General features: G+C 69.2%; 18 protein-coding genes. 8 read left to right on the forward strand and 10 right to left on the reverse strand.

The features are described from left to right. Positions 1-43: 43 nt before the first annotated feature. Together KA248_02405 and KA248_02410 are read left to right on the forward strand one after the other, a co-directional pair. Positions 44-733, forward strand: a complete 690-nt coding sequence (locus KA248_02405; GenBank protein MBP7828750.1) for a response regulator transcription factor — start codon at positions 44-46, stop codon at positions 731-733. Beyond that, entirely contained in the window at positions 730-2049 is a 1320-nt protein-coding gene (locus tag KA248_02410) for a PAS domain-containing protein (GenBank protein ID MBP7828751.1), read from the forward strand. The genes KA248_02405 and KA248_02410 overlap by 4 nt, the downstream gene beginning before the upstream one ends. Here the strand turns inward: KA248_02410 and KA248_02415 are convergent. From KA248_02415 to thpR, 4 genes are all read right to left on the reverse strand, one after another. Beyond that, entirely contained in the window at positions 2015-2470 is a 456-nt protein-coding gene (locus KA248_02415) for a hypothetical protein (protein ID MBP7828752.1), read from the reverse strand. The two genes, KA248_02410 and KA248_02415, sit on opposite strands and share 35 nt — an antisense overlap. 118 nt (positions 2471-2588) lie before the next feature. Further along, on the reverse strand, positions 2589-3530 hold the full coding sequence (locus KA248_02420) for a hypothetical protein (protein MBP7828753.1): 942 nt from the start codon (positions 3528-3530) through the stop codon (positions 2589-2591). After that, positions 3493-4554, reverse strand: coding sequence for a recombinase RecA (gene recA / locus KA248_02425; GenBank protein ID MBP7828754.1), 1062 nt, complete (start codon positions 4552-4554; stop codon positions 3493-3495). Before recA ends, KA248_02420 begins: the two co-directional genes overlap by 38 nt. Positions 4555-4558: 4 nt before the next feature. Further along, a complete protein-coding gene (gene thpR, locus KA248_02430) occupies positions 4559-5158 on the reverse strand; it encodes an RNA 2',3'-cyclic phosphodiesterase (protein ID MBP7828755.1) in 600 nt (199 codons plus the stop codon). 281 nt (positions 5159-5439) lie between these two features. On the opposite strand from thpR, the gene KA248_02435 reads away from it, so the two are divergent. Next, a complete protein-coding gene (locus tag KA248_02435) occupies positions 5440-6924 on the forward strand; it encodes a metallophosphoesterase (protein MBP7828756.1) in 1485 nt (494 codons plus the stop codon). Here KA248_02435 and KA248_02440 read toward each other — a convergent pair. Next, entirely contained in the window at positions 6900-7400 is a 501-nt protein-coding gene (locus KA248_02440; GenBank protein ID MBP7828757.1) for a hypothetical protein, read from the reverse strand. The genes KA248_02435 and KA248_02440 overlap by 25 nt on opposite strands. 96 nt (positions 7401-7496) lie before the next feature. Here KA248_02440 and KA248_02445 point away from each other — a divergent pair, with 96 nt between their 5' ends. Then, positions 7497-10451: a class I SAM-dependent DNA methyltransferase gene (locus tag KA248_02445; protein MBP7828758.1), complete on the forward strand. Its 2955-nt coding sequence runs from the start codon at positions 7497-7499 to the stop codon at positions 10449-10451. A gap of 238 nt (positions 10452-10689) precedes the next feature. On the opposite strand, the gene secA is transcribed toward KA248_02445, so the two are convergent. Beyond that, positions 10690-13737, reverse strand: coding sequence for a preprotein translocase subunit SecA (gene secA, locus KA248_02450; protein MBP7828759.1), 3048 nt, complete (start codon positions 13735-13737; stop codon positions 10690-10692). A 127-nt stretch (positions 13738-13864) separates the two neighbouring features. On the opposite strand from secA, the gene KA248_02455 reads away from it, so the two are divergent. After that, on the forward strand, positions 13865-14938 hold the full coding sequence (locus KA248_02455; GenBank protein MBP7828760.1) for a hypothetical protein: 1074 nt from the start codon (positions 13865-13867) through the stop codon (positions 14936-14938). Here the strand turns inward: KA248_02455 and KA248_02460 are convergent. The 4 genes from KA248_02460 to KA248_02475 all read right to left on the reverse strand — a co-directional run bounded on the left by KA248_02460 (position 14885) and on the right by KA248_02475 (position 19999). After that, a complete protein-coding gene (locus KA248_02460; protein ID MBP7828761.1) occupies positions 14885-16054 on the reverse strand; it encodes a KamA family radical SAM protein in 1170 nt (389 codons plus the stop codon). The two genes, KA248_02455 and KA248_02460, sit on opposite strands and share 54 nt — an antisense overlap. Before the next feature lie 7 nt (positions 16055-16061). Continuing rightward, positions 16062-17309, reverse strand: coding sequence for an L-2-hydroxyglutarate oxidase (lhgO, locus tag KA248_02465; protein ID MBP7828762.1), 1248 nt, complete (start codon positions 17307-17309; stop codon positions 16062-16064). A gap of 63 nt (positions 17310-17372) precedes the next feature. Then, a complete protein-coding gene (locus KA248_02470; protein MBP7828763.1) occupies positions 17373-18353 on the reverse strand; it encodes a glycosyltransferase family 2 protein in 981 nt (326 codons plus the stop codon). Next, positions 18350-19999: a hypothetical protein gene (locus tag KA248_02475; GenBank protein MBP7828764.1), complete on the reverse strand. Its 1650-nt coding sequence runs from the start codon at positions 19997-19999 to the stop codon at positions 18350-18352. The genes KA248_02470 and KA248_02475 overlap by 4 nt, the downstream gene beginning before the upstream one ends. Positions 20000-20085: 86 nt before the next feature. On the opposite strand from KA248_02475, the gene KA248_02480 reads away from it, so the two are divergent. The 3 genes from KA248_02480 (at position 20086) to KA248_02490 (ending at position 24651) form a co-directional block, all read left to right on the forward strand. Continuing rightward, complete coding sequence (locus KA248_02480; protein MBP7828765.1) at positions 20086-22149, forward strand: CapA family protein; 2064 nt, start codon at positions 20086-20088, stop codon at positions 22147-22149. 67 nt (positions 22150-22216) lie between these two features. After that, positions 22217-23326 carry an ATP-grasp domain-containing protein gene (locus tag KA248_02485; GenBank protein MBP7828766.1) on the forward strand — a complete coding sequence of 370 codons (1110 nt, stop codon included), beginning with the start codon at positions 22217-22219 and terminating at the stop codon, positions 23324-23326. After that, positions 23323-24651 (forward strand): phenylacetate--CoA ligase family protein, encoded by a 1329-nt coding sequence (locus tag KA248_02490; protein ID MBP7828767.1) that lies wholly within the window; start codon positions 23323-23325, stop codon positions 24649-24651. Before KA248_02485 ends, KA248_02490 begins: the two co-directional genes overlap by 4 nt. The last annotated feature ends 50 nt before the right edge of the window (positions 24652-24701 follow it).

Raw genomic sequence — 24701 nt, forward strand, 5'->3', positions numbered from 1 at the left:
ATGATGAGCGGAGTGTTTCCGCATCCCAATAGGAGTCTCATTCATGGCCCGGGAACATATTCTGGTCGTCGAAGACGAAGCGGATATCCAGGAGCTGATCCGCTATAACCTCGCCAAGGACGGGTACCACGTCACCGTGGTGTCGAGCAGCGAGGAGGCATTCAAGCGGATCAAGGCCGCGCCGCCGTCGGCGGTCCTGCTGGACCTGATGCTCCCGGGCATGAACGGCCTGGAGTTCTGCAAACTGCTCAAGGCGGAGCCGTCCACCCGCGGCATCCCGGTCCTCATGGTCACGGCCAAGGGGGAAGAGGCAGACGTCGTCGCGGGCCTCGAACTGGGCGCCGACGACTACCTGACCAAGCCGTTCAGCCCCCGGGTGCTCCTGGCCCGGCTGCGCGCCGTCCTGCGGCGCCGCGAGGTCGCCGCGAACGACAAAGACGCGCCGGTCCACATCCACGATTTGATGATCCATCCCGGCCGCCGCGAGGTGAAACTCAAGAACAAGCCGATTGATTTGTCCTTCACCGAGTTCCAACTCCTGCAGGTCCTGGCGCGCAGGCCCGGCTGGGTGCTGACCCGGCAGCAGATCGTGGACGCGATCCGCGGGCCGGATTACCCGGTGACCGACCGCTCGGTGGACGTCCAGGTGGTCGGCCTCCGCAAGAAACTCGGCGCCGCGGGCGACTACATCGAGACCGTGCGCGGCGTCGGCTACCGGTTCAGGGAATCATGACCCCCCTGCTCATCGCGCTGCTGATCGCCGGCGTCCTGCTCGCCGCGGGATTCGTGAAATACGCGCGCCGCTCCCGGCAGCGCGGCCTCGCCCTGCGGGAGGCCCGCCGGCTTTTCGATCAGCTCGCTTCCGGCGACTGGTCCGCGCGCATGACGCCCGAGGACGGCGATCCACAGGGGGCCCTGGCGACGTCTTTCAACCGCCTGGCCGGGCACCTTGCGGAACGTCTGGAGGCCCTGGAGCGCCAACGCAACGAGCAGGAAGCCGTCTTCGCCAGCATGGTCGAGGGGGTGATCGCGCTGGACGCGGAGCAGCGCGTGATCAACCTGAATCCGGCCGCCGCCCGCCTGCTTCGCGTATCGCTCGACAAGGCCCTGAATCGCCCGCTGGCCGAGCTCGTGCGGAACGCGGACCTTCAGAAACTGGCCGCCGACGCGGCCGCCGCCAGCCAGCCGGTGGAAGGCGACATCACGCTGTTCAACGGAAAGGACCGGCACCTCCAGATCCACGCCACGCGCCTGCGCGATGCCGGCGGCCGCGGCCTCGGCGCGCTGATCGTGCTCAACGACGTCACCCGGCTGCGCCGGCTGGAGGATGTCCGCCGCGACTTCGTCGCCAACGTATCGCACGAACTCAAGACACCGATCACCTCGATCAAGGGCTTCGTCGAGACCCTGCAGGACGGCGCCATCAAGAACGAGGACGAGGCCCGCCGGTTCCTGGAGATCCTCGCGCGGCAGGCCGACCGGCTGAACGCGATCATCGAGGACCTGCTCCAGCTCTCGCGCATCGAGGAGGAGGCCGACCGGCAGGCCATCCGGCTCGAGGAGCAGGAACTCGGCCCGACATTGCGCTCGGCGATGGAGTGCTGCCAATACAAGGCCGACGCGCGGCAGATGACCATGGAACTGGATTGCGCGCCCGGGCTGCGCGCCCGCATCAATGCCCCGCTGCTGGAGCAGGCCGTGATCAACCTGCTCGACAACGCCATCAAGTACAGCCCGCCGGGGTCGCCCGTGCTCGTGGAAGGCCGGCGCGAGGGCGACGAAGTCGTAATTCGCGTTAGCGACCGGGGCCCTGGAATCCCGGCCGAGCACCAGCCCCGTCTCTTCGAGCGCTTTTACCGGGTGGACAAGGCGCGCAGCCGGCAACTGGGCGGAACGGGGTTGGGGCTGGCCATCGTCAAGCACATCGCCCAGGCCCACGGGGGCAGCGTATCCGTCGAGAGTGCGCCCGGCCAGGGGAGCGTGTTCAGCCTGCGCCTACCGGCCGGGGTCGGCGCTACTTGTCCGCCCAGTTCCGCAGCTCCCGCTTGATCTTTTCCTCGACCTTGCGACCGACCTCTTCCCACTCGGCGTCCTTCTTCCCGTCCTCGTCGAGCCACTCGCGGATGCCCTTGCGGACCTTCACTTCCACCCGCGCGCCGAGGTCCTCCCACTCCTTTTCCCGCGGCGACCTGCGCCACCGGCAGGAGCCCGAGCCGCCGCAGCCGCCGAACGCGATCGCCGCGCCGAGGACGAACCCGAGGTCGTAGAGATGCCCGGCGTGGCGCACCTCGTAGACGTGGACGTTGTCCTTGAAAAGGCTGACGACGAACGTGATGCAGCAGATCAACCCGTGCCACAGCCCGGCCCAGAATCCCGCCGGCGCCGCCTCGAACCGCGCGTCCCCCGCCGCGCAGCCGGAAAAGACCAGCAGTGTAGCGAGCAGAACGACAGCCGTCATAGCTTTCTTCATGAAGACCTCCCCGCTGTTTTTTTGATTATAGGCAAGACCGGCCCGGAGTTCAATCGGCGGGACAGGCGCCGTGGACGCCGCCAACCGACTTCCGGCCGATACCGGGCCCGAACACAGGCTACTCGCCCGGATAAGTCAGGCCGTATCGCCGCTGGAGGTCGCCGGCATGCGCCGCGAGCCCCGGCCGCCTTTCCCAATCCTGCCACAAGTCCGGATAGCTCATGGCGCGGAAGTCGATCCGGGATTCCGCGACGCGGGCCGCCAGTTGTGCGATCTCCGCGCGGTGCCGGACGCACGCCGTCGCCCGGCCGGGGTTGGCGGGCTCCCAGTACAGGTAGAGCAGCGTCGCCCGCGCGGGCTTCCACCCCGACGCGTCGCCCTCTTCGAGCAGACGGCTCAATCCCAGGTAATGCTTAACCAACTGGGCCACGTCGAGGTTCCGGGGTCCGGCGCCCCTGGCCTCCTCCAGCACGCGCCACCAGCCATCCTCCGCCCAGGGCAGCGCGGAGCGCCGGTAGCTGGACGAGAACTTCGCCTCCTTGGGACTGAAGTACTCCAGGAACTTGGATTCGATCGCGATCACTTCGTCGCCGCGCCGCAGGAACACATCCAGCGTCGGCGGCGTTCCGTGCAGTCCCGTCGAAAGCTGCTTTTCGAAAGTGACGGCGTCGAAGCCCCGGCGGCCAAGAAGGACGAGATCCGCGGGCCGGTCCTTGAACGGCGCGAAGGTGTTCACCGCGAGGGCGGACGACGAATGCACCGCCCGGAACTTGCCCTGGAGCTCGTGGCCGGCGCCCTTTTCCAGGTCCGCCCGGAACAGTTCCAGCCGCACGCCGGGGACGAGGTTGTCCTCGGGCCGCGCCACGTATCCGCGCGCATCCGACGGCGCCGCGGCCTGACGGTCGTACGCTTCCTTGACGAGGCGGCGGACCAGTTCCCGCTCCGATACGGCCTGCCCCGCCGCGCCGCCCGCCAACAGCAGCACCGCCCCGGCGGCCGCCCATGCGGCCCGCCGCCGGGCGTCAGGCCTTGGCCGCTTCCTTGCCGGTCGCCGCCACATGGCCTTCCTTCACCTTGGCCCGGACCGCGTCCGTGATCTTCTTCTCCAGTTCAGGATCGTTCTTCAGGTTATCCCGCGCGGCGTCGCGGCCCTGCCCCAACTGCTGGTTCTCGAACGACAGCCAGGTGCCCCGCCTGTCGATCAGGCCGTACTGGAGGGCGGCGTCCAGGACCGCGCCGGTGCGTGAAATGCCCTCGGCATAGAGGATGTCGAATTCCGCCTCCACGAAGGGCGCGGCCATCTTGTTCTTCACCACCTTGGCCTTCGTCCGGTTGCCGATGGCCCGGCCCGCGGGGTCCTTCATCGTCGCCAGGCGCCGGATGTCAATCCGGACCGAGGCGTAGAACTTCAGGGCGCGGCCGCCGGGCGTGGTCTCCGGATTGCCGAACATGACGCCGATCTTCTCGCGGATCTGGTTCGTGAAGATGCAGCAGGTCTTGGACTTGTTCAGGATGCCGGTGAGCTTGCGCATCGCCTGCGACATCAGGCGCGCCTGAAGGCCCACGTGCGAGTCGCCCATCGCGCCTTCGAGTTCCGCGCGCGGCGCGAGCGCGGCGACGGAATCGATCACGACCACGTCCACGGAATTGCTGCGCACGAGCTGGTCGGCGATCGTCAGCGCCTCCTCGCCGGAGTCCGGCTGGGAGACGAGCAGGTCGTCCAGGTTCACGCCGATCTTGCGGGCGTAAGTCGGGTCGAGCGCGTGCTCGGCGTCGATGAACGCCGCCACGCCGCCGTTCTTCTGGGCGTTGGCGATGATGTGCAGCACCAGCGTGGTTTTGCCCGAGGACTCGGGGCCGAAGACCTCGATGATGCGCCCGCGCGGTACGCCGCCGATCCCGAGCGCCAGGTCGAGCGTCAGGGCGCCCGTGGAGATCGAGGGCACCTGGGCGTGCGCCTCCTCCTTGCCGAGGCGCATGATCGCGCCTTCGCCGAATTCCTTCTGGATCTGGGCCAGGACGGCGCTCAACGCCGCCGGCATGGTTTTTTCCGCGCTCGCCGCCTGACTGGATTTCGCTGCCATGGTCTCATGCTCCTTTCAATTCGGACGAATGCCGCACCCGGTACTCGGCCCCCTGGGAACTCAAAACGCTTTGCATCAGCAGGACGCGCCGGACCTCCACCCTGCCGCACCGGAGACTTCTAAAGGACTCCAGCCGCGAAGTCAAATCGGCCGCACCGGCCCGCCCGCGCACCCGGCCCAACGTCAGGTGCGGATGAAACGGCCGCTCCTCCAAACGGAACCCGAGTTCCGTCACCGCTCCGGCCGCGTGGGCCTGCAGCCGGGCCAACGATCCGGTCGGCTCTTCGATCCCGGCCCATACCACCCTCGGCGAATGCGGCGGGCCGAACGCGCCCGTTCCGGCCACCTCGAACGCAAACGGCGGACAGCCCGCCGCGGCCGCGTCCAGCGCCGCCGCAAGCCCCGGCACCTGCGCGGCAAAGATATCGCCCAGGAACGCCAGGGTCAGATGGATGCGTTCCGGCGCCACCCATCCCACCCGCGCCTCGCTTTTCCGCAACTCGCGCTGCAACCCGCCCAGCGCCGCCCGGACCTCGTCCGTGATCTCCACGGCCACGAACGCCCGCAGCACCTCATCGCCGGCTGCCGGCCCTTCCTTATTCATGCCTGCCTCATACCAGAATCGCATTCCCGCCGCGACCTTCTGTTGCTCGCCTCGAGGCGCCGCGCCCTCGCGGCGCTTCCCGCGGGGCGAGGGCGCCCGGCCTCCACGTATAGAAAGGAAAGAGCGCGTCGCGATTCCACGCCTTTCTCGCTTTTTCATCCGTAACAAGATCGTTCACGGGTGTGAAGAGTTTTGTTGCCATTGAACTTACGCGCACGGGGCCCGGCGGCGGACGCGGGGCACTTGCGCGGGGCGCCGAGGCCCCGTATGGTGTGCGCGCCATGAACATGCTGCTGATTTTCCCGATCGTGCTGCTCTCGTACGCGGCAATGCATGCGTACATGGGGGTCAAGCTCGTCCGGGCCTGCCCGCGGCTCCGCCCCTTCTCGGCCTGGCTCCTGATCGTCTTCACCGGCCTGTTCGCCGCCCCGTTCCTGACGCGCTGGTTCGGCAACCGGGGCTATCCGGTCCTGGCGGCGCTGGCCGGCGCGGCCGGGTATTCCTGGGTCGCGATCGTGTTCTGGTTCTTTTCCATCGGGCTCCTGCTGGACGCCTGGAACCTGGCGATCCGCGCGGCTTCTCTCTTTTCGGGCGGGTTGGCCCGCGTCCGAATCCCGCCCCGGCCGGCCGTCCTGGCCAACGGCGCGGTGATCCTGCTGGCCGTCGCCTGGGGCGCCATCGAGGCCCGCGGGCTCCGCGTGGAAACCGTGATCCTGCAGACCGACCGGCTGCCCGAGGGGACGCGCTACCGCGTCGTCCAGGTTTCCGACCTGCACCTGACGGCGCGACGCGGCGGCCGCATGCTGGCGAAGATCGGGGATGCGGTGCGGGAGTTGAAGCCCGACCTCCTCGTGAGCACGGGCGATCTCATCGATGCGCCGCTCCGCCAGCTCGCGGACCAGGCTTCGGCCATGGCCGGGTGGCAGGCCCGCGGCGGCTTTTTCGGAGTGCTCGGCAACCACGAGTACTTCACGGGGCTGCGCGAGTCGCTGGCGTTTCACCAGGCCGCCGGCCTGCGCCTGCTGCGCGCCGCGGCGGCGGAGCCCCTGCCCGGCCTGTGGCTGGCGGGCGTGGACGATCCCGCGGGCTGGCTGACCCGGCAACCGCATTTCGCCGACGAGCGTCCCCTGGCGGCAGCCCGGCCGCCGGATGGATTCGTGATCCTGCTCAAGCACCAGCCGCTGGTCAGCCGGGAGGCGGGCGCATGGTCTGACCTCCAACTTTCCGGCCACACGCACGGGGGGCAGATGTTCCCGTTCGAGTGGTTCCTGAAGCCGATCTATCCCTGGCGGAGGGGCCTGCACGATATCGCGCCCGGGCGCCGGCTCTACGTGAGCCGCGGCGCCGGCACGTGGGGCCCGCCCCTGCGGCTCTTCGCGCGGCCGGAGATCACGCTGATCGTATTGGAGGGGCGAGCTCCCGCGAACCCGATCGCGGCGTCGCGGGAGCTCCGCCCTCCAGATCCGGGAACGGCGGGAACCCTACAACCGGCCCAGCTTTCTTGCGGCGGACACGATCCGTTCGGCCCGGTCCAAGCGGAGCAACGCGTCCACGTAGACGATAACATGCGCCGCGACGCCGGCCCACAACCCGCCGCACCGCCAGCAGACCACGGCGAAAATCGCGAAACACAGCGCGGATATCCTGAAATGCATGACCCAATGCAGCAGGCCGGGAATACAAAAACCCAAGAGGAACAGGAGCCCCTCCCCGGCGCGCGATGGCCCGTCCGGCAGGCGCGTCATTTCGACTTCCGTTTCCGGTAGGCGGCATCGAACGCTTCCCGCAGCCCCGCATCGCGCGGCGCGGCCGGCGCAGCCACCAGACCATTGGCGGTTCGGCGAACCGTGGCCGCTGGGCCGTCCAGGGAGAAGACACGATACCCATCGGCGGTCCGCCGCACCGTCGCCCGATCAACCGGCGTGGTGACGATCGCGCCGCCTCCCGCGGTTTCCCTGGCGCGGAATCCGGCCGTGGGCGAGGCGCCGCGTGCGATGAACCCGTCCGGGGTGCGGCGAATCAGGATGGACCGGCCTGCGGCATCCACCAGGCGGAATCCGTCGCTTGTTCTGGTCAACGTGCGGGTCCCGCCCTGCGGTCCCTGGAGAACGTAGCCGCCGGCCGTGGCCCGGACGCGCGCCCCGTCCCGCGCCAGCCACGCGACCAACGCCTCCTCGTCCGCCCCGCCTGCCGCACCGGCGGCCAGCAGCGCCATACAGCCGGCCAGGACGATCCGGTTCATGATTTTATAATACACAAACCGGCGCAGGCGGAACATCCGAAATCGCCCTCTCGCCTTTTCTCGCCGGCCCGGTATGATGAGCGACGAGGTGGCCGCTTGAACATCGCCGAGTTTATCGCGAAGTGGCAGAAGGTGGAGTTGAAGGAGCGATCCGCCGCACAGGAGCATTTCCTCGACCTGTGCGAGGTCCTCGGCCACCCCAAGCCCGCCGAGGCGGACCCCACGGGCGAGACGTACGGCTTCGAGCGGGGCGCGGCCAGGCACGGCGGCGGCGACGGCTTCGCCGACGTGTGGAAGAAGGGCTTCTTCGGCTGGGAATACAAGGGCCGGCACAAGGATCTCGACGCCGCCTACGACCAGTTGCTGCTCTATCGCGACGCGCTGGAGAATCCGCCGTTGCTGGTGGTCTGCGACATGGACCGCCTCGTCGTCCACACCAACTTTACCCGCACGGCCTCCGCGACGCACGAGCTGGCGCTCGACACGCTGGGCGAACCGCGCAGCCTGGAGATCCTGCGGGCCGTTTTCTTCGAGCCCGAGAAGCTGCGCCCCGGCAAGACCAGCGCGGCCATCACGCAGGAGGCCGCCCGGCAATTCGCCGGGATCGCCGAAACCATGCGGGCGCGCGGCCTCGACTCCGGCCGGGTCGCGCACTTCCTGGACCGGATCGTCTTCTGCCTCTTCGCCGAGGACATCGGCCTGCTGCCGGATCGGATTTTCACGCGCATCACCGAAAAGGCCGGCGGGGACCCCGAAAAATTCGGCCGCTTTCTGGGCCAACTCTTCGAGGCCATGGCCCGGGGCGGGGAGTTCGGCCTGGAGAGCATCCGCCATTTCAACGGCAGCCTCTTCGACGACGCCTCCGGCCTCCCCCTCTCGGCGGAGGAAATCCGGCGGATCACCGAGGCCGCCCGGCTCGATTGGAGCGCCGTGGACCCCTCCATCTTCGGCACGCTCTTCGAGCGCGGCCTGGACCCGGCCAAGCGTTCCCAGCTCGGCGCGCACTTCACGGGCAAGGAGGACATCGAAACCCTCGTGGACGCCGTGATCCTGCAGCCCCTTCGCCGGGAATGGGAAGAGGCCAGGACCGTCATCCGGAGCCTGTTGACCACGGGGAAGAAAACGGCGGCCGGGGCCGCCGGCCCCGGGCCGGCCTCACCGCGGCCGGCTGCAGCCAAGCCTCCGAATCCTGCCGCGCGGAAAAAGGCCCGCGGCGAGGCGGAGCGCATCCTGCACCGGTTCCTCGCGCGGCTGCAATCGGTCAAGGTGCTCGATCCCGCCTGCGGGTCCGGCAATTTCCTCTATGTCGCGCTCCAGAAACTCAAGGACCTGGAGAAAGAGGTCATCCTGCATTCCATGGGAAACGGCCTGGGCTCCTTCCTGCCCATGGTCGGCCCGTGGCAGCTCTATGGCCTCGAGCTCAACCCCTACGCCCACGACCTGGCCCAGATGACCGTCTGGATCGGCTGGCTCCAGTGGATCAAGTTCAACGGCTTCGGCTCGCCCCAGGAACCCATCCTCCGGCCCATGACCGGCAACTTCCAGTGCCGCGACGCCATCCTCAACGCCGACGGGACCGAACCCGACTGGCCGCGCGTGGACTTTATCGTCGGCAACCCGCCGTTCCTGGGCGGCAAGATGCTCCGGCGTGAACTGGGCGACGGCTACATGGACCGCCTGTTCGCCCTCTGGAACGACCGCGTGCCCCGCGAGGCCGACCTGTGCTGCTACTGGTTCGAAAAGGCCCGCGCCCACATCGAGGCCGGCGGCGGCAAGCGCGCCGGCCTCCTCGCCACGCAGGGCATCCGCGGCGGCGCCAACCGCGAAGTCCTCAAACGGATCAAGGAAACCGGCGACATCTTCTGGGCCGTCTCGGACAAGGATTGGTTCCTCGACGGCGCCAACGTCCACGTCAGCCTCATCGCCTTCGACAACGGCTCCGAAACCGACCGATACCTAGACGGTCTAGGTATCCAGACCATCAACGCCAATTTGACGCCCGCAACCGGCGATCTCACGACGGCCAGGCCTATCACGGAGAATAGGGGCGTGGGTTTCATGGGCACCACCAAGCAAGGGCCTTTCGATGTTTCCGAAGAACTGGCCTTGAAATGGCTGCAGGAGCCCAACCCGAACGGCAGGCCCAATTCGGATGTCGTGGTCCCCTGGCTGAACGGCATGGACGTGACGCGCCGGAGCCGGGGCATGTGGATCGTTGACTTTTTCAATATGACCGAATCCGAGGCGTCGCAATATGCGGCCCCCTTCAAGTATCTGTCCGAGCATGTCAAAGCCATGCGGGACGCCAACCCGCGTGCCTGGTATCGAAAAGAATGGTGGCAACTTTACGCTCAACGACCGGAAATGAGGCGAGCGATAGAGCCTCTTCATCGTTTTCTCGTCACTCCGACAGTATCAAAGCATCGTCTCTTTGTTTGGCAGACTGTTCCCAACAATCCGGATCACCAGCTCATCGTCTTCGCCCGTTCCGACGACTATTTCTTTGGCGTTTTGCATTCCCGCGCGCACGAGGTGTGGGCGCTAAAACTAGGGACCCGACTGGAGACGCGGCCACGCTACACCCCGACGACGTGTTTCGAGACGTTTCCGTTTCCGGCTGTAGGGGCGTCGCTTGCCGACGCCCGCGCCCGGGCTTCGCAAGCGAAGCCCCTACAGGAGGCCATCGCCGACGCCGCGCGGGAGTTGAACGAACTGCGCGAGCGGTGGCTGAATCCGCCGGAATGGACGCGGGAGGAAATCCTGGAATTCCCCGGCACGCCCGGCGGGCCGTGGGCTCGGTACCTCGCGCCCGGCACGAGCGCCGTCCGCTACCCGCGCCTCGTCCCGCGGGACGAGGCCTGCGCGAAGCACTTGAAAAAGCGCACCCTGACGGCGCTGTACAACGAGCGCCCCGCCTGGCTGGACCAGGCCCACCGGAAACTCGACGCCGCGGTCTTCGCCGCCTACGGCTGGCCCGCCGATCTTCCCGACGAGGCGATCCTGGAGCGCCTGCTGGCTTTGAACCGGGAACAGGCGGTGGCGACGGACTGAAGGAAGCTTTCCCGGAGACCCCGTACGGGTGAGAGGCGGCACGAACGGCGTCGCGGGAGCTCCGCCCGACAGGATTTCCAAACATTGGAAAAAACGGCCGGTATTTTTCCAATGATTGGAAAAGTCGGGGGGTGGTTTTTCCAATGATTGGAAAATAAGGCCCGAATTTTTCCAATGTTTGGAAAAAACGGCGGATAATTTTCCAATCATTGGAAACGGGCGGCGGCGAGCGCCGCCCCTACTTCCCGACGCCGTGGCACTTCTTGTATTTCTTGCCGCTGCCGCAGGGGCAGGGATCGTTGCGGCCGACCTTGGCCTCGTCGCGCTTGAAGGTCTCGCCCTTGGCGGTGAGGGCCGCCTGCATGGCGGCCTCGGCGCCGGGCGGCGCGGCGGCCGCGCCGGCCGGGGCGCGCGCGGGCGCGCGGTGCGCGCCCAGCGTGGAGACCTCGTCGTGGACGTAGACCTGGGACAGCGTCGCGGCGAAGCTGCGGAAGGCCTCGGCCGAGGTGGCGGAGCGGAACATGCGCGCGGCGATGTCCGCCTTGATGCGGTCCATCAGGTCGGAGAACATGGAGTAGGCCTCGTGCTTGTACTCGACGAGCGGGTCGCGCTGCCCGTAGGCCCGCAGGCCGACGCCCTGGCGCAGGGTGTCCATGTTGCGCAGGTATTCCTGCCAGTGGGTGTCCACGGCCTGGACGATGATGAACCGCTCCATGCCGGTCAGGGAATCCTGGTTCTCCAGGCGCGCCTTGACCTCGTAGGCCTTGCGCACGCGCTCCGATACCTTGAGGGTCAAGGCCTCGGCCCCGTCGACGCCGGCAAGCTCGTCGAACTTCAGGCCGACCGGGAAGGTGCTGTTGACCCAGCCGATGAACTCGTGCCGGGCCTTTTCGCCGTCCTCCGCGAAGAGGTCTTCCGCGCGGGCCTGGACGACATCCTCGACGACGTTGAAGAGGTGCTTGCGCGGCTCGGGATCGGCGACGACGTCGCTGCGGAAGCCGTAGATGATCTCGCGCTGCTTGTTCATCACGTCGTCGTATTCGAGCGTGCGCTTGCGGATGGAGAAGTTGTGCTGCTCGACGCGGCGCTGGGCGGTCTCGATGGAGCGGTTGAGCCAGGGGTGCTCGAGGACCTCGCCCTCCTGGATGCCGAGCCGCTCCATGATGCGCGAGATGCGGTCGGACCCGAACAGGCGCATGAGGTCGTCCTCGAGCGAGACGTAGAAGCGCGAGGAGCCGGGATCGCCCTGCCGGGCGCAGCGGCCGCGCAACTGGCGGTCGATGCGGCGGGACTCGTGGCGCTCGGAGCCGATGACGTGGAGGCCGCAGGGTTTCTCCAGCAGCAGTTGGCGCAGCTTCTGGCCATCCACCTTCTCGTCCAGCGGGCGGGCGGACTTGACGATCTCGCGGTCGAGCCAGACCACGCCCTCGCCCAGCTTGATGTCCGTGCCGCGGCCGGCCATGTTGGTGGCGATGGTCACGGCGCCCTTCTGGCCGGCGAGCGCGACGATCTCGGCCTCGCGCTGGTGGTTCTTGGCGTTGAGCACGTTGTGAGGGATGCCGGTGCGCCGGAGCATGCGGCTGATCAGCTCCGAGGTTTCCACGGAGATGGTGCCCACCAGCACGGGCTGGCCCTGCTTGTGGCACTCCTCGATCTCGGCGATGATGGCGTTGAACTTCTCGCGCTGGGTCTTGTAGATGAGGTCGTTGTTGTCCACGCGCCGGACGGGGCGGTTGGTCGGGATAACAATGACGTCGAGCTTGTAGATCTGGTGGAACTCGTCGGCCTCGGTCTCCGCCGTGCCGGTCATGCCGGCGAGTTTCTTGTACATGCGGAAGTAGTTCTGGATCGTGATCGTCGCGAGGGTCTGCGTCTCGCGCTCGATGGTCACGCCCTCCTTGGCCTCGACGGCCTGGTGGAGGCCGTCGCTCCAGCGGCGGCCGGCCATCAGGCGGCCGGTGAACTCGTCGACGATGATGACCTGGTTGTCCTGGACGACGTACTGGACGTCCTTCTCGTAGACCGTGTAGGCGCGGATGAGCTGGTCGACGGCATGGATGCGCTCGCTGCGGTCGGCGAAGAGGTTCTGGATATCCTGCCGCTTCTTGAACTTCTCCTCGTCGGAAAGCGCCGTGTCGCCGTCGAGGGCGGAGAGGGCCGAGATGAGATCGGGCACGACGTACATCTCGGGGTCGTTGGGGCTCAAGGCCTCGCAGCCCTTCTCCGTGAGGCTGGCGTCGTTGCCCTTCTCGTCGATGGTGAAGTAGAGCTCCTCGCGCAGGGCGCGGGCCTCGTCCTTGCGCATGTCCGTCAGGAAGGCCGAGTTGATCTTCTCCAGCAGGCGGCGCGGGTGCGGCTCCTCGAGGAGGTGCTGGAGTTGCTTGTTCTTCGGCATGCCCTGGTGGACCTGGTAGAGCTTGCGCTGGGCCTCTTCGTCCTCCTGCCGGTCGATCAGCGTCTTCGCCTCCGTGATGAGGCGGGTGCAGAGGTCGCGCTGGCGGCGGACGAGGCGCTCCACGTGCGGCTTGAGCTCGTGGTACTGCGTGGTCGAGTACGGCGCGGGGCCGGAGATGATCAGCGGCGTGCGGGCCTCGTCGATCAGGATGGAGTCCACCTCGTCGATGATCGCGTAGAAGTAGCCGCGCTGGACCTGTTCCTCGGGGCGGTAGGCCATGCCCTTGTCGCGCAGGTAGTCGAAGCCGAACTCGCTGTTGGTGCCGTAGGTGATGTCGCGGCCGTACTGGATGCGGCGCTCCTCGGGGTCCATCGAATTCTGGATGCAGCCGACCGTCAGGCCGAGGTACTGGTAGACCGCGCCCATCCATTCCGAGTCGCGGCGGGCGAGGTAGTCGTTGACCGTCACGATGTTGACGTTCTCGCCGGTGAGCGCGTTGAGGTAGGCGGGCATGGTGGCGACGAGGGTCTTGCCCTCGCCGGTGGCCATCTCGGCGATCTTGCCCTGGTGCAGGACGATGCCGCCGAGGATCTGGACGTCGAAGGGCACCATGTCCCAGACAAGCGGGTGGCCGCAGACCTGGATGGTCCGGCCAACCATGCGGCGGCAGGCGTTCTTGACGACGGCGAACGCCTCGCACATCAGGTCGTCCACCGTCTGCCCCTGGGCGAGGCGGTGCTTGAACTCGAGGGTCTTGGCCTTCAGGGCCTCCTCGGGCAGCGCCTGGTACTCGACTTCCAGTTCGTTGACGCGGGCGACCAGCGGGCGCAGCAGCTTCACGTCGCGCTCGTTCTTCGTGCCCAGTATTTTTTTAAGAATCCAGTTCAGCATGGAAACACCTTTTCCCGGGCGTACCCGGGCGATGCAGGCGGACAGAGTACGGGGCGATGGGGTTTAATGCAAGCGCCGGCGCGACGGACGCTTGACCCGGTCCCGACGGCCCCGCACACTGGGGTTCATGCACGAAGCCGAAGAAGCCGATGCGCCCCGGCCGGGACGGATCCGCCGGATCGCGCAAGGACTGCTCCTCGCGGCGCTGGCCGCGGGGCTCCTGGTCGCCGGGCTGGAACTCGCGTATCGCCGGCAGTGGGTGGACACGTACAAGCCGGAACTGCGGGCCTACAACCCGCCGTCCGCCCTGGGCCCGTACGACCCGCGCGAAACGGTCGTGATCCTGGGCGACAGTTTCACGGCCGGCTGGGGCACGTACCCGGACCTCCTGCGCGAGCGGCTTCCCTACCTGCGCATCGTCAACGCGGGGGTGCCGGGCACGGGCATCGCGCAGGCCCGCCTCATCGCCCGCCGGCGGCTGGCGCAGTTCCCCCCGCGCCTCTGCATCTACCAGTTGTACGCGGGCAACGAGCTGTTCGACCTCCGCTACCCGTCCCGCGGCGAGGCCCTCGGGCCCGCGCGCAAGGCCTACTGGGCCGTCGCCAACCGGCTCCGGTTCGCGTCGTTCCTGAACTACCGGCTGGGCCAGGTCCGGCACGGCGCGCGCCTCGCCACGCGCCCGGAGACACGCCCTGCCCCGCCGGCGGCGGCGGAGGCGCCGTTCTCCGTGGAGAAGTACGACGCCCGCGAAAAGCTCTACCTCGCCGCGGAGCCGTCGCTGCTGGAGGACCAGGTCCTCGTTCGCGGCGAGCGGGCGCACGACTACGGGCGGCTGATGGGCGAACTCCGGGAGTTGCACGCCCTCTGCCGGGCGCGCGGGAGCCGGCTCGCGCTGCTCGTGATCCCCCACGCGTGCCAGGTCCACCCCGCGTACCTGGACCGGATGCGACAACTCGGCGCGCGGTTCGAGCAGCCGGATCGGATGCCGGAACTCGAGTATCCCTTCCTGTCGGGCCTCCGCGCGGCATTCGAGGGCGAGGCCGACGTGGAGATCATCGACGCGCTGCCCGACCTGCAGCAGGCGGAAGCGCGGGGCGAAACGGTTTATTTCCAGAACGACGGGCATCTGAACGCCCGCGGCCAGCGGCTAGTCGCGGACCGGCTGGCGCCGCTGCTGGAGCCGCTGGCCGGCGGCAAATGAGTCGCCCGCCGCGAGGCGATAGCGGTACGTCCGGCCGGCGTGGTTCCGCAGCAGGAGATCCCGCCCTTTCCGCCCGAGGATATAGTCCGGCGAGACGGGCACCTTCCCGCCGCCGCCGGGCGCGTCGATCATGAACATGGGCGCGGCGTAGCCGCTGGTGTGCCCGTGCAGGCCGCGCAGGATTTCCAGGCCGTCCGCCACGGAGGCCCGGAACGCCGACGCGCCGACCACCGCGTCGCACTGGTGCAGGTAGTAGGGCTTCACGCGCATCCGCAGCAGGCCGCGCATGAGGCGGCGGATCGTGTCGGGCGAGTCGTTGATCCCGCGCAGCAGGACCGTCTGGCTGCCCATGGGCACACCGGCGTCCGCGAGGCGGGCGCAGGCGCGCTTCGCCTCCGGCGTCAGTTCGTCCGGGTGCGCGAAGTGCACGCTGACCCAGAGCGGCTGGCATTTTCCCAGCAGTCGCGCCAGGGCCGGCGTCACGCGTTGCGGCAGGACCGCGGGCACACGGGTGCTGATGCGAAGGAGCTCGAGGTGCGGGATGTGCCGGAGTTCCCAGAGCAGCCATTTCAGTTTCTCGTCCGAAAGCAGCAGCGGCTCGCCGCCCGAGATCACCACGTCGCGGATTTCCTGGTGCGCGCGGAGATAGGCCAGCGCGCGGCGCCAGTTGGCGCGGGAGGAGAGCCCCGCCCCGTCGCCCGCGAGGCGCGCGCGCGTGCAGTAGCGGCAGTAGGCCGGGCAGGCCCCCGTGACCAGGAACAGCGCGCGGTCCGGATACGTGTGCACCAGGCAGGGGACGGGACGATGCTTCTCCTCGCCCAGCGGGTCCTCGTACTCCCCCGCCCCGCGCCGGGTCTCGGCCATCGTCGGCACCACGACCCGGCGCAGCGGCGACGCCGGGTGCAGCAGCGACGCATAGTAGGGAGTGACCGCGACGGGAAGCCGGAGCGGCCGGCCATCGAGGGCCGCGGCCTCCTCCGGCGCCAGGGGAAACAGGCGCTCCAGGTCCGCCGCCGTCCGGGAGGCGTGCCGCGCCTGCCAGCGCCAATCGTTCCAGTCGCGGGCGGCAGCGCCGGGAAAGAAACGGCGGCGGAAGGCTGCGAGGTCGGCGGGCATGGTCGCGTCAGCCCAACTGGAAATTCTTCTCCGCCATGGCCGCGATGGAGCGGCCGATGCTGATCGAGGCGGTCGCGGCGGGCGACGGGGCGTTGAGGACGTGGACCATGCGCTCGGCCTCGACGATCTTGAAGTCGTCGATCGGCGCGCCGTCCGGCCCGACGGCCTGCGCGCGGACGCCGGCGCCGCCGGGCGTGAGGTCGTCCATGCCGATCTCGGGCATGAGCTTCTGGAGCGCGCGGACGAAGGCCTTCTTGCTGAACGAGCGGTAGAACTCCCCGAGGCCCATGCGCCAGTGCTTGGCGAACAGCTTGAGCGCGCCGGGATAGGTGAAGGTCTCGAACGAGTCGCGCAGGGAGAAGCTGGTCTTCGTGTAGCCCTCGCGCTTGAACGCCAGCACGGCGTTCGGGCCCGCCTCCACGCCGCCCTTGATCATGCGGGTGAAGTGGACGCCGAGGAACGGAAACTGCGGATCGGGCACGGGATAGACCAGGTGGCGGACGAGGTGGTGCTTGTCCGGCGCGAGCTCGTAGTACTCGCCGCGGAACGGGACGATTTTCACGCCGGGATTCACGCCGCAGAGCCGGGCCACGCGGTCCGACTGCAGGCCGGCGCAGTTGACGAGGTGCCGGGCCTTCACCACGCCCTGCGCGGTCTCCAGCGCCAGGCCGCCGGTTTCGCGCCGGACGCCGGTCACGCGCGCCGACGTGCGGATCTCGCCCCCGCCCTCGCGGACGATCCGGGCAAACGTCTCGGTGACCTGCGTGTAATCCACGATGCCCGTCGTCGGGACCAGCAGCCCGGCGACGCCGGTGACGTGGGGTTCTTGCTCGCGGATGCCCTCCGGGGTGAGCCGGCGGATACCGTCCAGGCCGTTCGCCCGGCCGCGCTCCTCCAGGCGGTTGAGCGCCGGGATCTCCTCCTCCGAGGTGGCCACGACGATCTTGCCGCAGCGCTCGTGGGCGATGCCGCGCTCGGCGCAGAAGCGGTACATCGCCTCGCGGCCCGTGGTGCAGTTCAGCGCCTTGAGCGAGCCGGGCTTGTAGTAGAGGCCCGAATGGATCACCCCGCTGTTGTTGCCGGTCTGGTGCGCGGCGAGTTTCGGTTCCGCCTCGAGGACCGCGACCGAGCGCCCGGGTTTTTCGAGCAGGGCCATGGCCGTCGCCACGCCCACGATGCCGCCGCCGACGATCGCCACGTCAAAGGTTTTCGATTCCTGCACGGTATTCTCCTGCCGGTTGTGCCACCGGGGCATGTTACATGGCACACCGGCGGCCGGTCCATCAAGGTCTTTCTGGGGCGGGGCGGACCCGGCGGGCTAAATGCCGCCGCCCGTGTCGTCCTTCGGCGGGGGCGCGAGCCAGCCCGCGCGGCGTCGCTCCTGGCAGCGCGGCGAGCCCTGCACCTCGCGCAGGATGCGCACGAGGTACTCGCCGATGACGCCGAGGGCCAGGAGGATGAGCCCGGCGGAGAGGGAGACCATGACCATCAGGGAGGTCCACCCCTCCACGTTGATGTTCTGCGCGTAGTACCGGTAAACCGTGCGGATCACGTACGCCACGCTGAAAAGGCAGAACCCGAACCCGGCGGCCGCCATGGCGTGCAGCGGCAGCATGCCGACGTTGCAGACATAGTCGAGGGCCATGCGCAACTGCTTGTACAACGAGTAGTTCGTCCGGCCGGCGAACCGAGGCTCGTGCCGCACCGGCACATTGATGATCCGGCGCGTGGTCTGGTAGATCAGGGCGGCCAGGGCCGGGTTGCGCGTCCGCCACCGGATCAGCGAATCCACCACCGGGCGGCGCAGCGCGCGGAAGCTGGAGGAACACAGGCCGCGCGGGAGCTTGAACGCGCGCCGGTTCAGGAACCGGATCAGCGCGGAGCCCGCGTTCCGGTACCAGCGGTGGTGCTTCTCCTGGAAGCACCCGATCGCGGCGTCCATCTCCGGGTGCGCCGCCAGCGCCTCGATCAGCAACGGGATCTGGTCCGGCGGCTGCTGCAGGTCGTCGTCCATCGTCACCACGATGTCGCCTCGCGCGAGGGACAAGCCGAACAGGGTCGCCCGGTGCTGGCCGTAGTTGAGCATCAGGCTGACGGCCGCCACCCGCGGATACTCCCGGGCCAGCCGCTCCAGGACCGGCCATGTGTCGTCCGGCGAGGCGTCGTCCACGAGGATAATCTCGTAAGGCCGCGCCAGGCCGTCCAAGGTCGCCGTCAACTGCCGGACCAGTTCGGGCAGGCAGTCCGCCGAGTGGTAGACGGGAATCACCACGGAAAGCAGTTTGCCGTTTTCGCTCATCCCGATCCCCCGCCCCCGGCCGCCGAAACGAGACGGAAGAGCCCCCGCCCGTCCGGCAATGTCCGCACCTTGTCCAACCGCGCCTCCCGCCCGGCGTGCTCGCGCAGCCAGGCCGCGATGATGTCCCCGAAGTTCTCGTTGAAAAGGATAAACAAGATTTCCGGATTATCAACTGCGCGCGGGAGCACCTCGGCGCCGCGGGCCAGCCCGTGCCGGTCCAGCACGGCGTAGAACAGCGGTGAAAACGTCGCCCAGCCGGCGGGCAGGATGTTCTCGGGGTACGACCGGCGCGCGCGCAACGGATGCATGGCCTCGAGGCGCAGGCCGATCGCGGGTTCGGTCACGAACAGCGTGGACGCCGGATACGCCCGGAGGACCGCGGCGCTTTCGTCCAGGATCGCGCGGTCCGCGCGGTTCTGCCGGCTCCAGGCCGCCGCCTCCGCGATCCAGGGGACGGCCACCGCCAGGACGGCCGCCCACCCCAGCGCGCCCTCGACGCGCCCGGCCTTGCGCGGCGGGGCCCCGGCGGCCAGGAACACGAGCGCCGAGGCCGCGGCCAGGAACGAGGGCGCGCCGACGCGCGGGGGAAACCGGTACAGCAGCGCGACGCCCAGCATGATCGCCAGCGCGTACGCGGCGTACGCCAGCCGCCGGCCCCGCCGGTCCGACAGGCGGCAGGCCGCCAGCAGAGCCAGGCCCAGCAACAGCAAGTGGCGGCGGTAGCGCGTCCAGAAAACCCGCAGGCCCTCCGCGGCGTAGCCGGGCGGCGCGCGGCGGGCGAGATCGGTACGCGCCACGATCTCCTCGAAGCGCGCCCGCGTGAAGATCTCCTCGTCGAAGAAGAACCAGTGGGTCAGCGCGCGGTAGTCGTTCGCGGACCAGTCCACGGCCGCCCACAAGGCGGCGTTGTTCGTGTTCGCCTGGGCGACGGGGAAATCCATGAACCGGCCGCGGGCGAGGTTGTAGCCGGCGTACGCCCGGTACGCCGCGGGCACGAAGCGCGGGGCCGCGAGCGTGTTCAGCGCCACGGCCAGGACCAGCGGCGCCAGGAAGAACGGGACCCGGCGCGACGCCAGGCCCCGCCAGGCGACCGGCGCCGCCAGCAGCGCGACCAGGTAAAACCCGTCCACCCGCACCAGGTAGCTGCCGGCGAGCGCGCACCCGAGCGCGGCGGCGGCCGCGCGCGAAGGCGGGGCGCCCCGGCGCGAATACCAGGCCAGCAGCGCGTTGACGCCCAGCATCATGCTCGCGGAGTTGAAGCTCACGCGGAGCAGAAACCCGGCATAGAAGGAAAGGTAGAGGACGCCCGCCGCCCGCTTCCAGCCTCGCGGCCCCGGCAGCGCGGCCAGCGCGGAGAGAAAGAGGCCGAGACTCGCCGCGTGCGCCAGGGCCAGCGAAAGGCCGTACCACGGGACCGCCGGCGCGAGGCGGTACAGCGCCAGCAGCATCTTACCGAACAACATGGAAATGAACGGCGCCTCGAACCCGCTCTCCAGGTTGCGCAGGATGCCGACGTCGTCGCTGATCAGGAACGCGGGATGCCCGAACGCCCACAGGCCGGCGACGAACAACAGGGCGCCCAGCCAGGGCCCGAACCGGGTCCAGGCCCGCGACGCGGGCCCGGCGCGAAATCCGGCGTCATTCATCAGTACATCTTCCCGGCGCGCCCGCGCGGCGTCAACGCCATTCGGCCGCTTGCGACGCCTCCGCTTCCCTGTTATACGTGCCGCGCATGAAGACCGGGGAGGTCCAACGGCCGAGGGTCTGCTGCCTGGGCGACACGGTCCCGATCGGCCGGGCGGAAGCGGAAATACGGCGGCTGGGCGGGCCGGCCGCGGCGGGCCGGCTCTGGAATCCGGCGGGCCCGGCCGATGTCATCTTCCTCAACCTCGAAGCGGCCGTCTGCCGCGCGTCCGTCCCCCGCGCCGACAAGCGCTACAACCTGCGGGCCGATCCGGCCGTGCTCGAGGCCTTCGATCCGCGCGTCATCGCCGGCCTGGCGAACAACCATGTCATGGATTTTGGCGAGGCCGGATTGGCCGAAACCCTAGAGCAGTTGGATGCCCGCGGCCTTCGCCACGTCGGGGCGGGCCGCAACCTGGACGAGGCCCGGCGGCCGGCCCTCGTCGACGTCCGCGGCCTGCCCCTGGCGTTCCTGGCGGCCGCCGACCCGCGCTTTAGCCCGGCGACCGACCGGTCGCCCGGCACGTTCCCCGCGATCCCGGAACTCCTGGCCGAGTCCATCGCGGAGGCCTGCAGGGAAGGCCGGACCGTGATCGTGGCCGTTCACGCGGGCATGGAATTCTCATCCGTTCCTTTCCCCGCGACGGTCCGCCTGGCCGACCGCTGCCTGGACGCCGGGGCGCGGCTCGTTGTCTTTCATCACGCGCATTGTCCGAGCGGGATACGGCAGGACGAACGCGGCCTGGTCCTGTTCGGCACCGGGAAGCACGTCTTTTCCGCGGGCGATTTCGCCGGCGGCCGCCGCCTGAAGGCCCGGCTCCTGCGTCCCGCGCGGCGCAGCGCCGCGTGGCTCGTGACCCTGCCCCGCCCGTCCTGCGAGTTGCACCCCTTCGTCATCGGGGAGGACGGTTTGCCCGGCGAGCCGACGGAGGACGAGGCGCGTGCGATCCGGGACGAGGTCGCGCGGAATTCCCGCCGCCTGGCCCGCCCGCTCGCCCTCTCGGCCGCGCGGCTCCAGACGTTCCTGCGGCCCGCCTTTCTCGGGCTCAACGCGGAGGCCTACCGGGACATGCTCCGCCGGCACGGCCTCCGGCGCATGTGGGCCGCCCTGCGGGAAGGAGTGCGGGCGCAAGGCGCCGGTGAGCGCGTTCTCCCGGTCCTGCGCCGGCTTCTCTTCTGGCTCTTGCCGATCCTGATCCTGGCCTTCATCTTCCGCCGGATCGATTGGCCCATGTTCCGCGTGAATTTCTCGCGGGCGGCGCCCGGCCTGGTGCTGCTCGGCCTGCTGTACTACCCGCTGGTGATCCTGGTCGGCGCGCTGCGCTGGCGGCTGCTCCTGAACCAGTTCGACCGGGCGCGGGTCGGATTCGGATTCGCGCTGAAGCACTACTGGATCGGTCTGGCGCTCGGCCTGTTCGGCCCGGCCTCCATCGGGTGGGACGCGTACCGGCTGGTCGCGGCCGGGCGCCGCCTCGGTCGCTACGCGCCGGGCGCCGCCGCGATCGCCACGGAAAAACTCCTCGCGCTGGTCACGTGCGCGGGCCTGGTTGTCGGGCTGTACCCGCTGGTGCCCATCGAAACGGGGCCCGCGGCCCGGGCGGTACTGACGACCGCCTGCGCGCTGCTCGGGGCGGCCGGCCTGCTGTTCCTGGTCCTCGTCCTGGCCCGGCGCCGCCTCGACCGCCTCGTCGGCGCGCTGGCCGCCCGGCTGCTGCGGCGCGCGCCCGGCGCGGAACCCGCCTCGCTGATCGAGCCCGTGACCTCGTGGCGCCTGCTGCGGGGCACGCTGGCCCTGTCGCTGGCCAACCTGCTCATCGCGGCGCTGGGCAACCAGATCTTCTTCCGCGCCGTCGGCTGGCCGATCCCGTTTCTCGCCAACCTGTTCGTGCTGCCGGTGTTGATGTTCGTCTTCCTGCTGCCGATCTCGTTCGGGAGCCTGGGCATCCGCGAGGGCGCGTACATCCTGCTCTACGGCCTGTTCGGCGTGCCGCCGGAGACCGCGCTGCTGGTGAGTTTCTTCAACCTCGCGGGCCTGCTTTTCAACACGCTGATCGGCGGTATAGTAGTGGCCATGCACGGCACCCTGCGAAAAACGGAGGCCCGGCCTGCCTGACGGCCCATCCATCCTGATCCTCGGCGCGGGCATCTACCAGGTGCCGTTGATCCGGCAGGCGCGCGCCATGGGCCTGCACACCCTGGTCGCCAGCCGGCCCGGCCCCTATCCCGGCTTCGCGCTGGCCGACCGGGTCTTTCACGTGGACACGACCGACGCGGAAGCCGTGCTCAACGTCGCGCGGTCGGAAAAGATCGCGGGCATCTGCACCACGGGGACCGACGTCGCGCTCGCGGCGCTGGGCCGCGTCGCGGACGCGCTGGGTCTGCCCGGCCCTTCCGCGGCGGCGACGGCGATCGCCACGAACAAACTGCTCATGCGGCGGGCGGGCCGGCAGGCCGGCGTCCGGATGCCGGACTTCCGCGCCGTGCGGACGGCCGCGGAGGCGCGGACCGCCGCCCGGGAACTGGGCTACCCGGTCATGTTCAAGGCCGTGGACAGCTCGGGCAGCCGGGGTATCGTGAAGGTCGGCGGCCTCGACGACGTGGAGCGCGCCGTCGCCAAGGTCCGCGCCGTGACCCGGCACGACGACTTTCTCGTCGAGCAGTTCATCGAGGGGACGGACTGCGGCGCGGAGGCGTTCGTCCAGCACGGGCGCGTGGTCTTTCTCCTGCCGACCGGCTGCACGGTGTTCGAGGGCGACGCCCACGTCCCCGTCGGGCACCACCTGCCGCACCCCGAGGGCCTGGCCCGGCTCGACGATATCCGCGACCAGGTCGAGCGCTGCGTGCGCGCGGCCGGCCTGGATCACTGCGCCATGAACTTCGATTTCATGCTCAACGGGGACGGCGTCCACGTGATCGAGTTCGGCGCGCGCGCCGGCGGAACCTGCCTGCCGGAGCTGGCCGGTCTGCACTGCGGCTTCAACTACTACGAGCAGATACTGCGCGCCGCCCTCGGCCTGGACACGGCGTTCGGCGCGCCCGCGGGCCCGGCCTGCGCCGCCGCCCTGCTCCTCGCGGACCGCGACGGCACGCTGCGCGAAATGAGCAACGGCCACGCGCCGGACCCCCGCACTGTGGACGTCGCCTTCGACTACCGGCCGGGCGACCGCGTGCGCCGCTTCCGGGTCGGGCCGGACCGCATCGGGCACCTGATCGTGAAGGGCGAGCGCCTCGACGAGGCGCGGGCCGACCTGGAACGCAAGCGTCGGGGCATCCGGATCGTCATCGAATGATCACCGACTTCAACCTCCGAACCTTTTTTCACCCCTGGCGCATCGCGCGACACCGCCGGTTCCTGGCCCGGGCCGAGCGTTTCACCCCGGAGCGGCTCCGGGCCTGGCAGGACGAACGCCTGCGCGCGCTCGTCCGCTACGCGTACGAGCAGGTGCCGTACTACCGCGATCTCTTCGACCGCGAGGGGCTCAAGCCCGGCGACATCCGCGGCGCGCCGGACCTCGTGCGAATCCCGCCGCTGACCAAGGAGCTCGTCCGCGAGCGCGCCGCCGACCTGCGCTCGCGTGAATTCGCGCGGCTCGGCCCCGTCCCCGTCCGGACCAGCGGCTCGACGGGCACCCCCCTGACCTTCTACGCCGACCGCGGCCTGGCGGCCGCCAAGTTCGCGACTTTCTGGCGGGTCTGGAACTGGGCCGGCTACCGGCTCGGGCAGCGCTGGGCCCTGATCGCGGGCCCGGTGTTCGACGACGGCGTCCTCTTCCGGCGGGTGCGCGCGATGAACGCACTGTACGTCTCCTCCTTCAACCTCACCGCCCAAACGGCGCGGCAAATCCTGGACGAACTGCTCCGCTTCCGGCCGGTCTTCCTGCGGGGCTATCCCTCGGCCCTCTATGAATTCAGCCGGTTCATCGACGACCCCGCCGCGCTCCGGCGGATCGGGATTCGCTCGATCTCGACGAACTCCGAAAACCTCCTGCCGTACCAGCGGGAGCAGATCGAAACCTCCTTCGGGTGCCGGGTGTTCGACGTGTACAGCCAGTGGGAACAGGTCTGCGTCATCGCGCAGTGCGGGCGCGGGGCCTACCACCACCAGGCGGAGTACGGCCTCCTGGAATTGCTCGACGCGGAGGGGCGGCCCGTCGCGCCCGGCGAAACCGGCGAGCTCACGGGCACGTCGCTCTTCCACCGCGCCATGCCGCTGATCCGCTACCGCACCCGCGACCTGGCCCGGATCGGCCCGACGCCCTGCCCCTGCGGCCGCGCGCACACGGTCGTGGAAGCCATCGACGGCCGCCTGGAGGACGTCGTGGTCACGCCCGACGGGCGCCGCGTGGGCCGGCTGGACGCCGCCTTCAAATTCAACCGGGGTTTCGATTTCGCCCAGGTCGTCCAGGACGCGCCGGACGGCCTTGTCGTGCGCCTCGTGCGCAACCCTTCCTTCCGGCCTGAAATCGTGGCCGAGGTGGAACGGCACCTGCGCGACCGCGTGGGCCCGGCGCTGAAAATCCGTTTCGAGTTCCCGGACCGGATTGCCCCGGACGCCAACGGGAAGATCCGGTTCGTGGTCAACAAACAGCTTCACTCTCGCGCTTCGGAACAGTAATACTGTTTCCAGCGCTGTAGCGGCGGCTCTATGAGCCGCCTGGGCGCCTC

It is taken from the genome of Kiritimatiellia bacterium (assembly GCA_018001225.1).
In the GTDB taxonomy this organism is placed as follows: Bacteria; Verrucomicrobiota; Kiritimatiellia; order CAIQIC01; family JAGNIJ01; genus JAGNIJ01.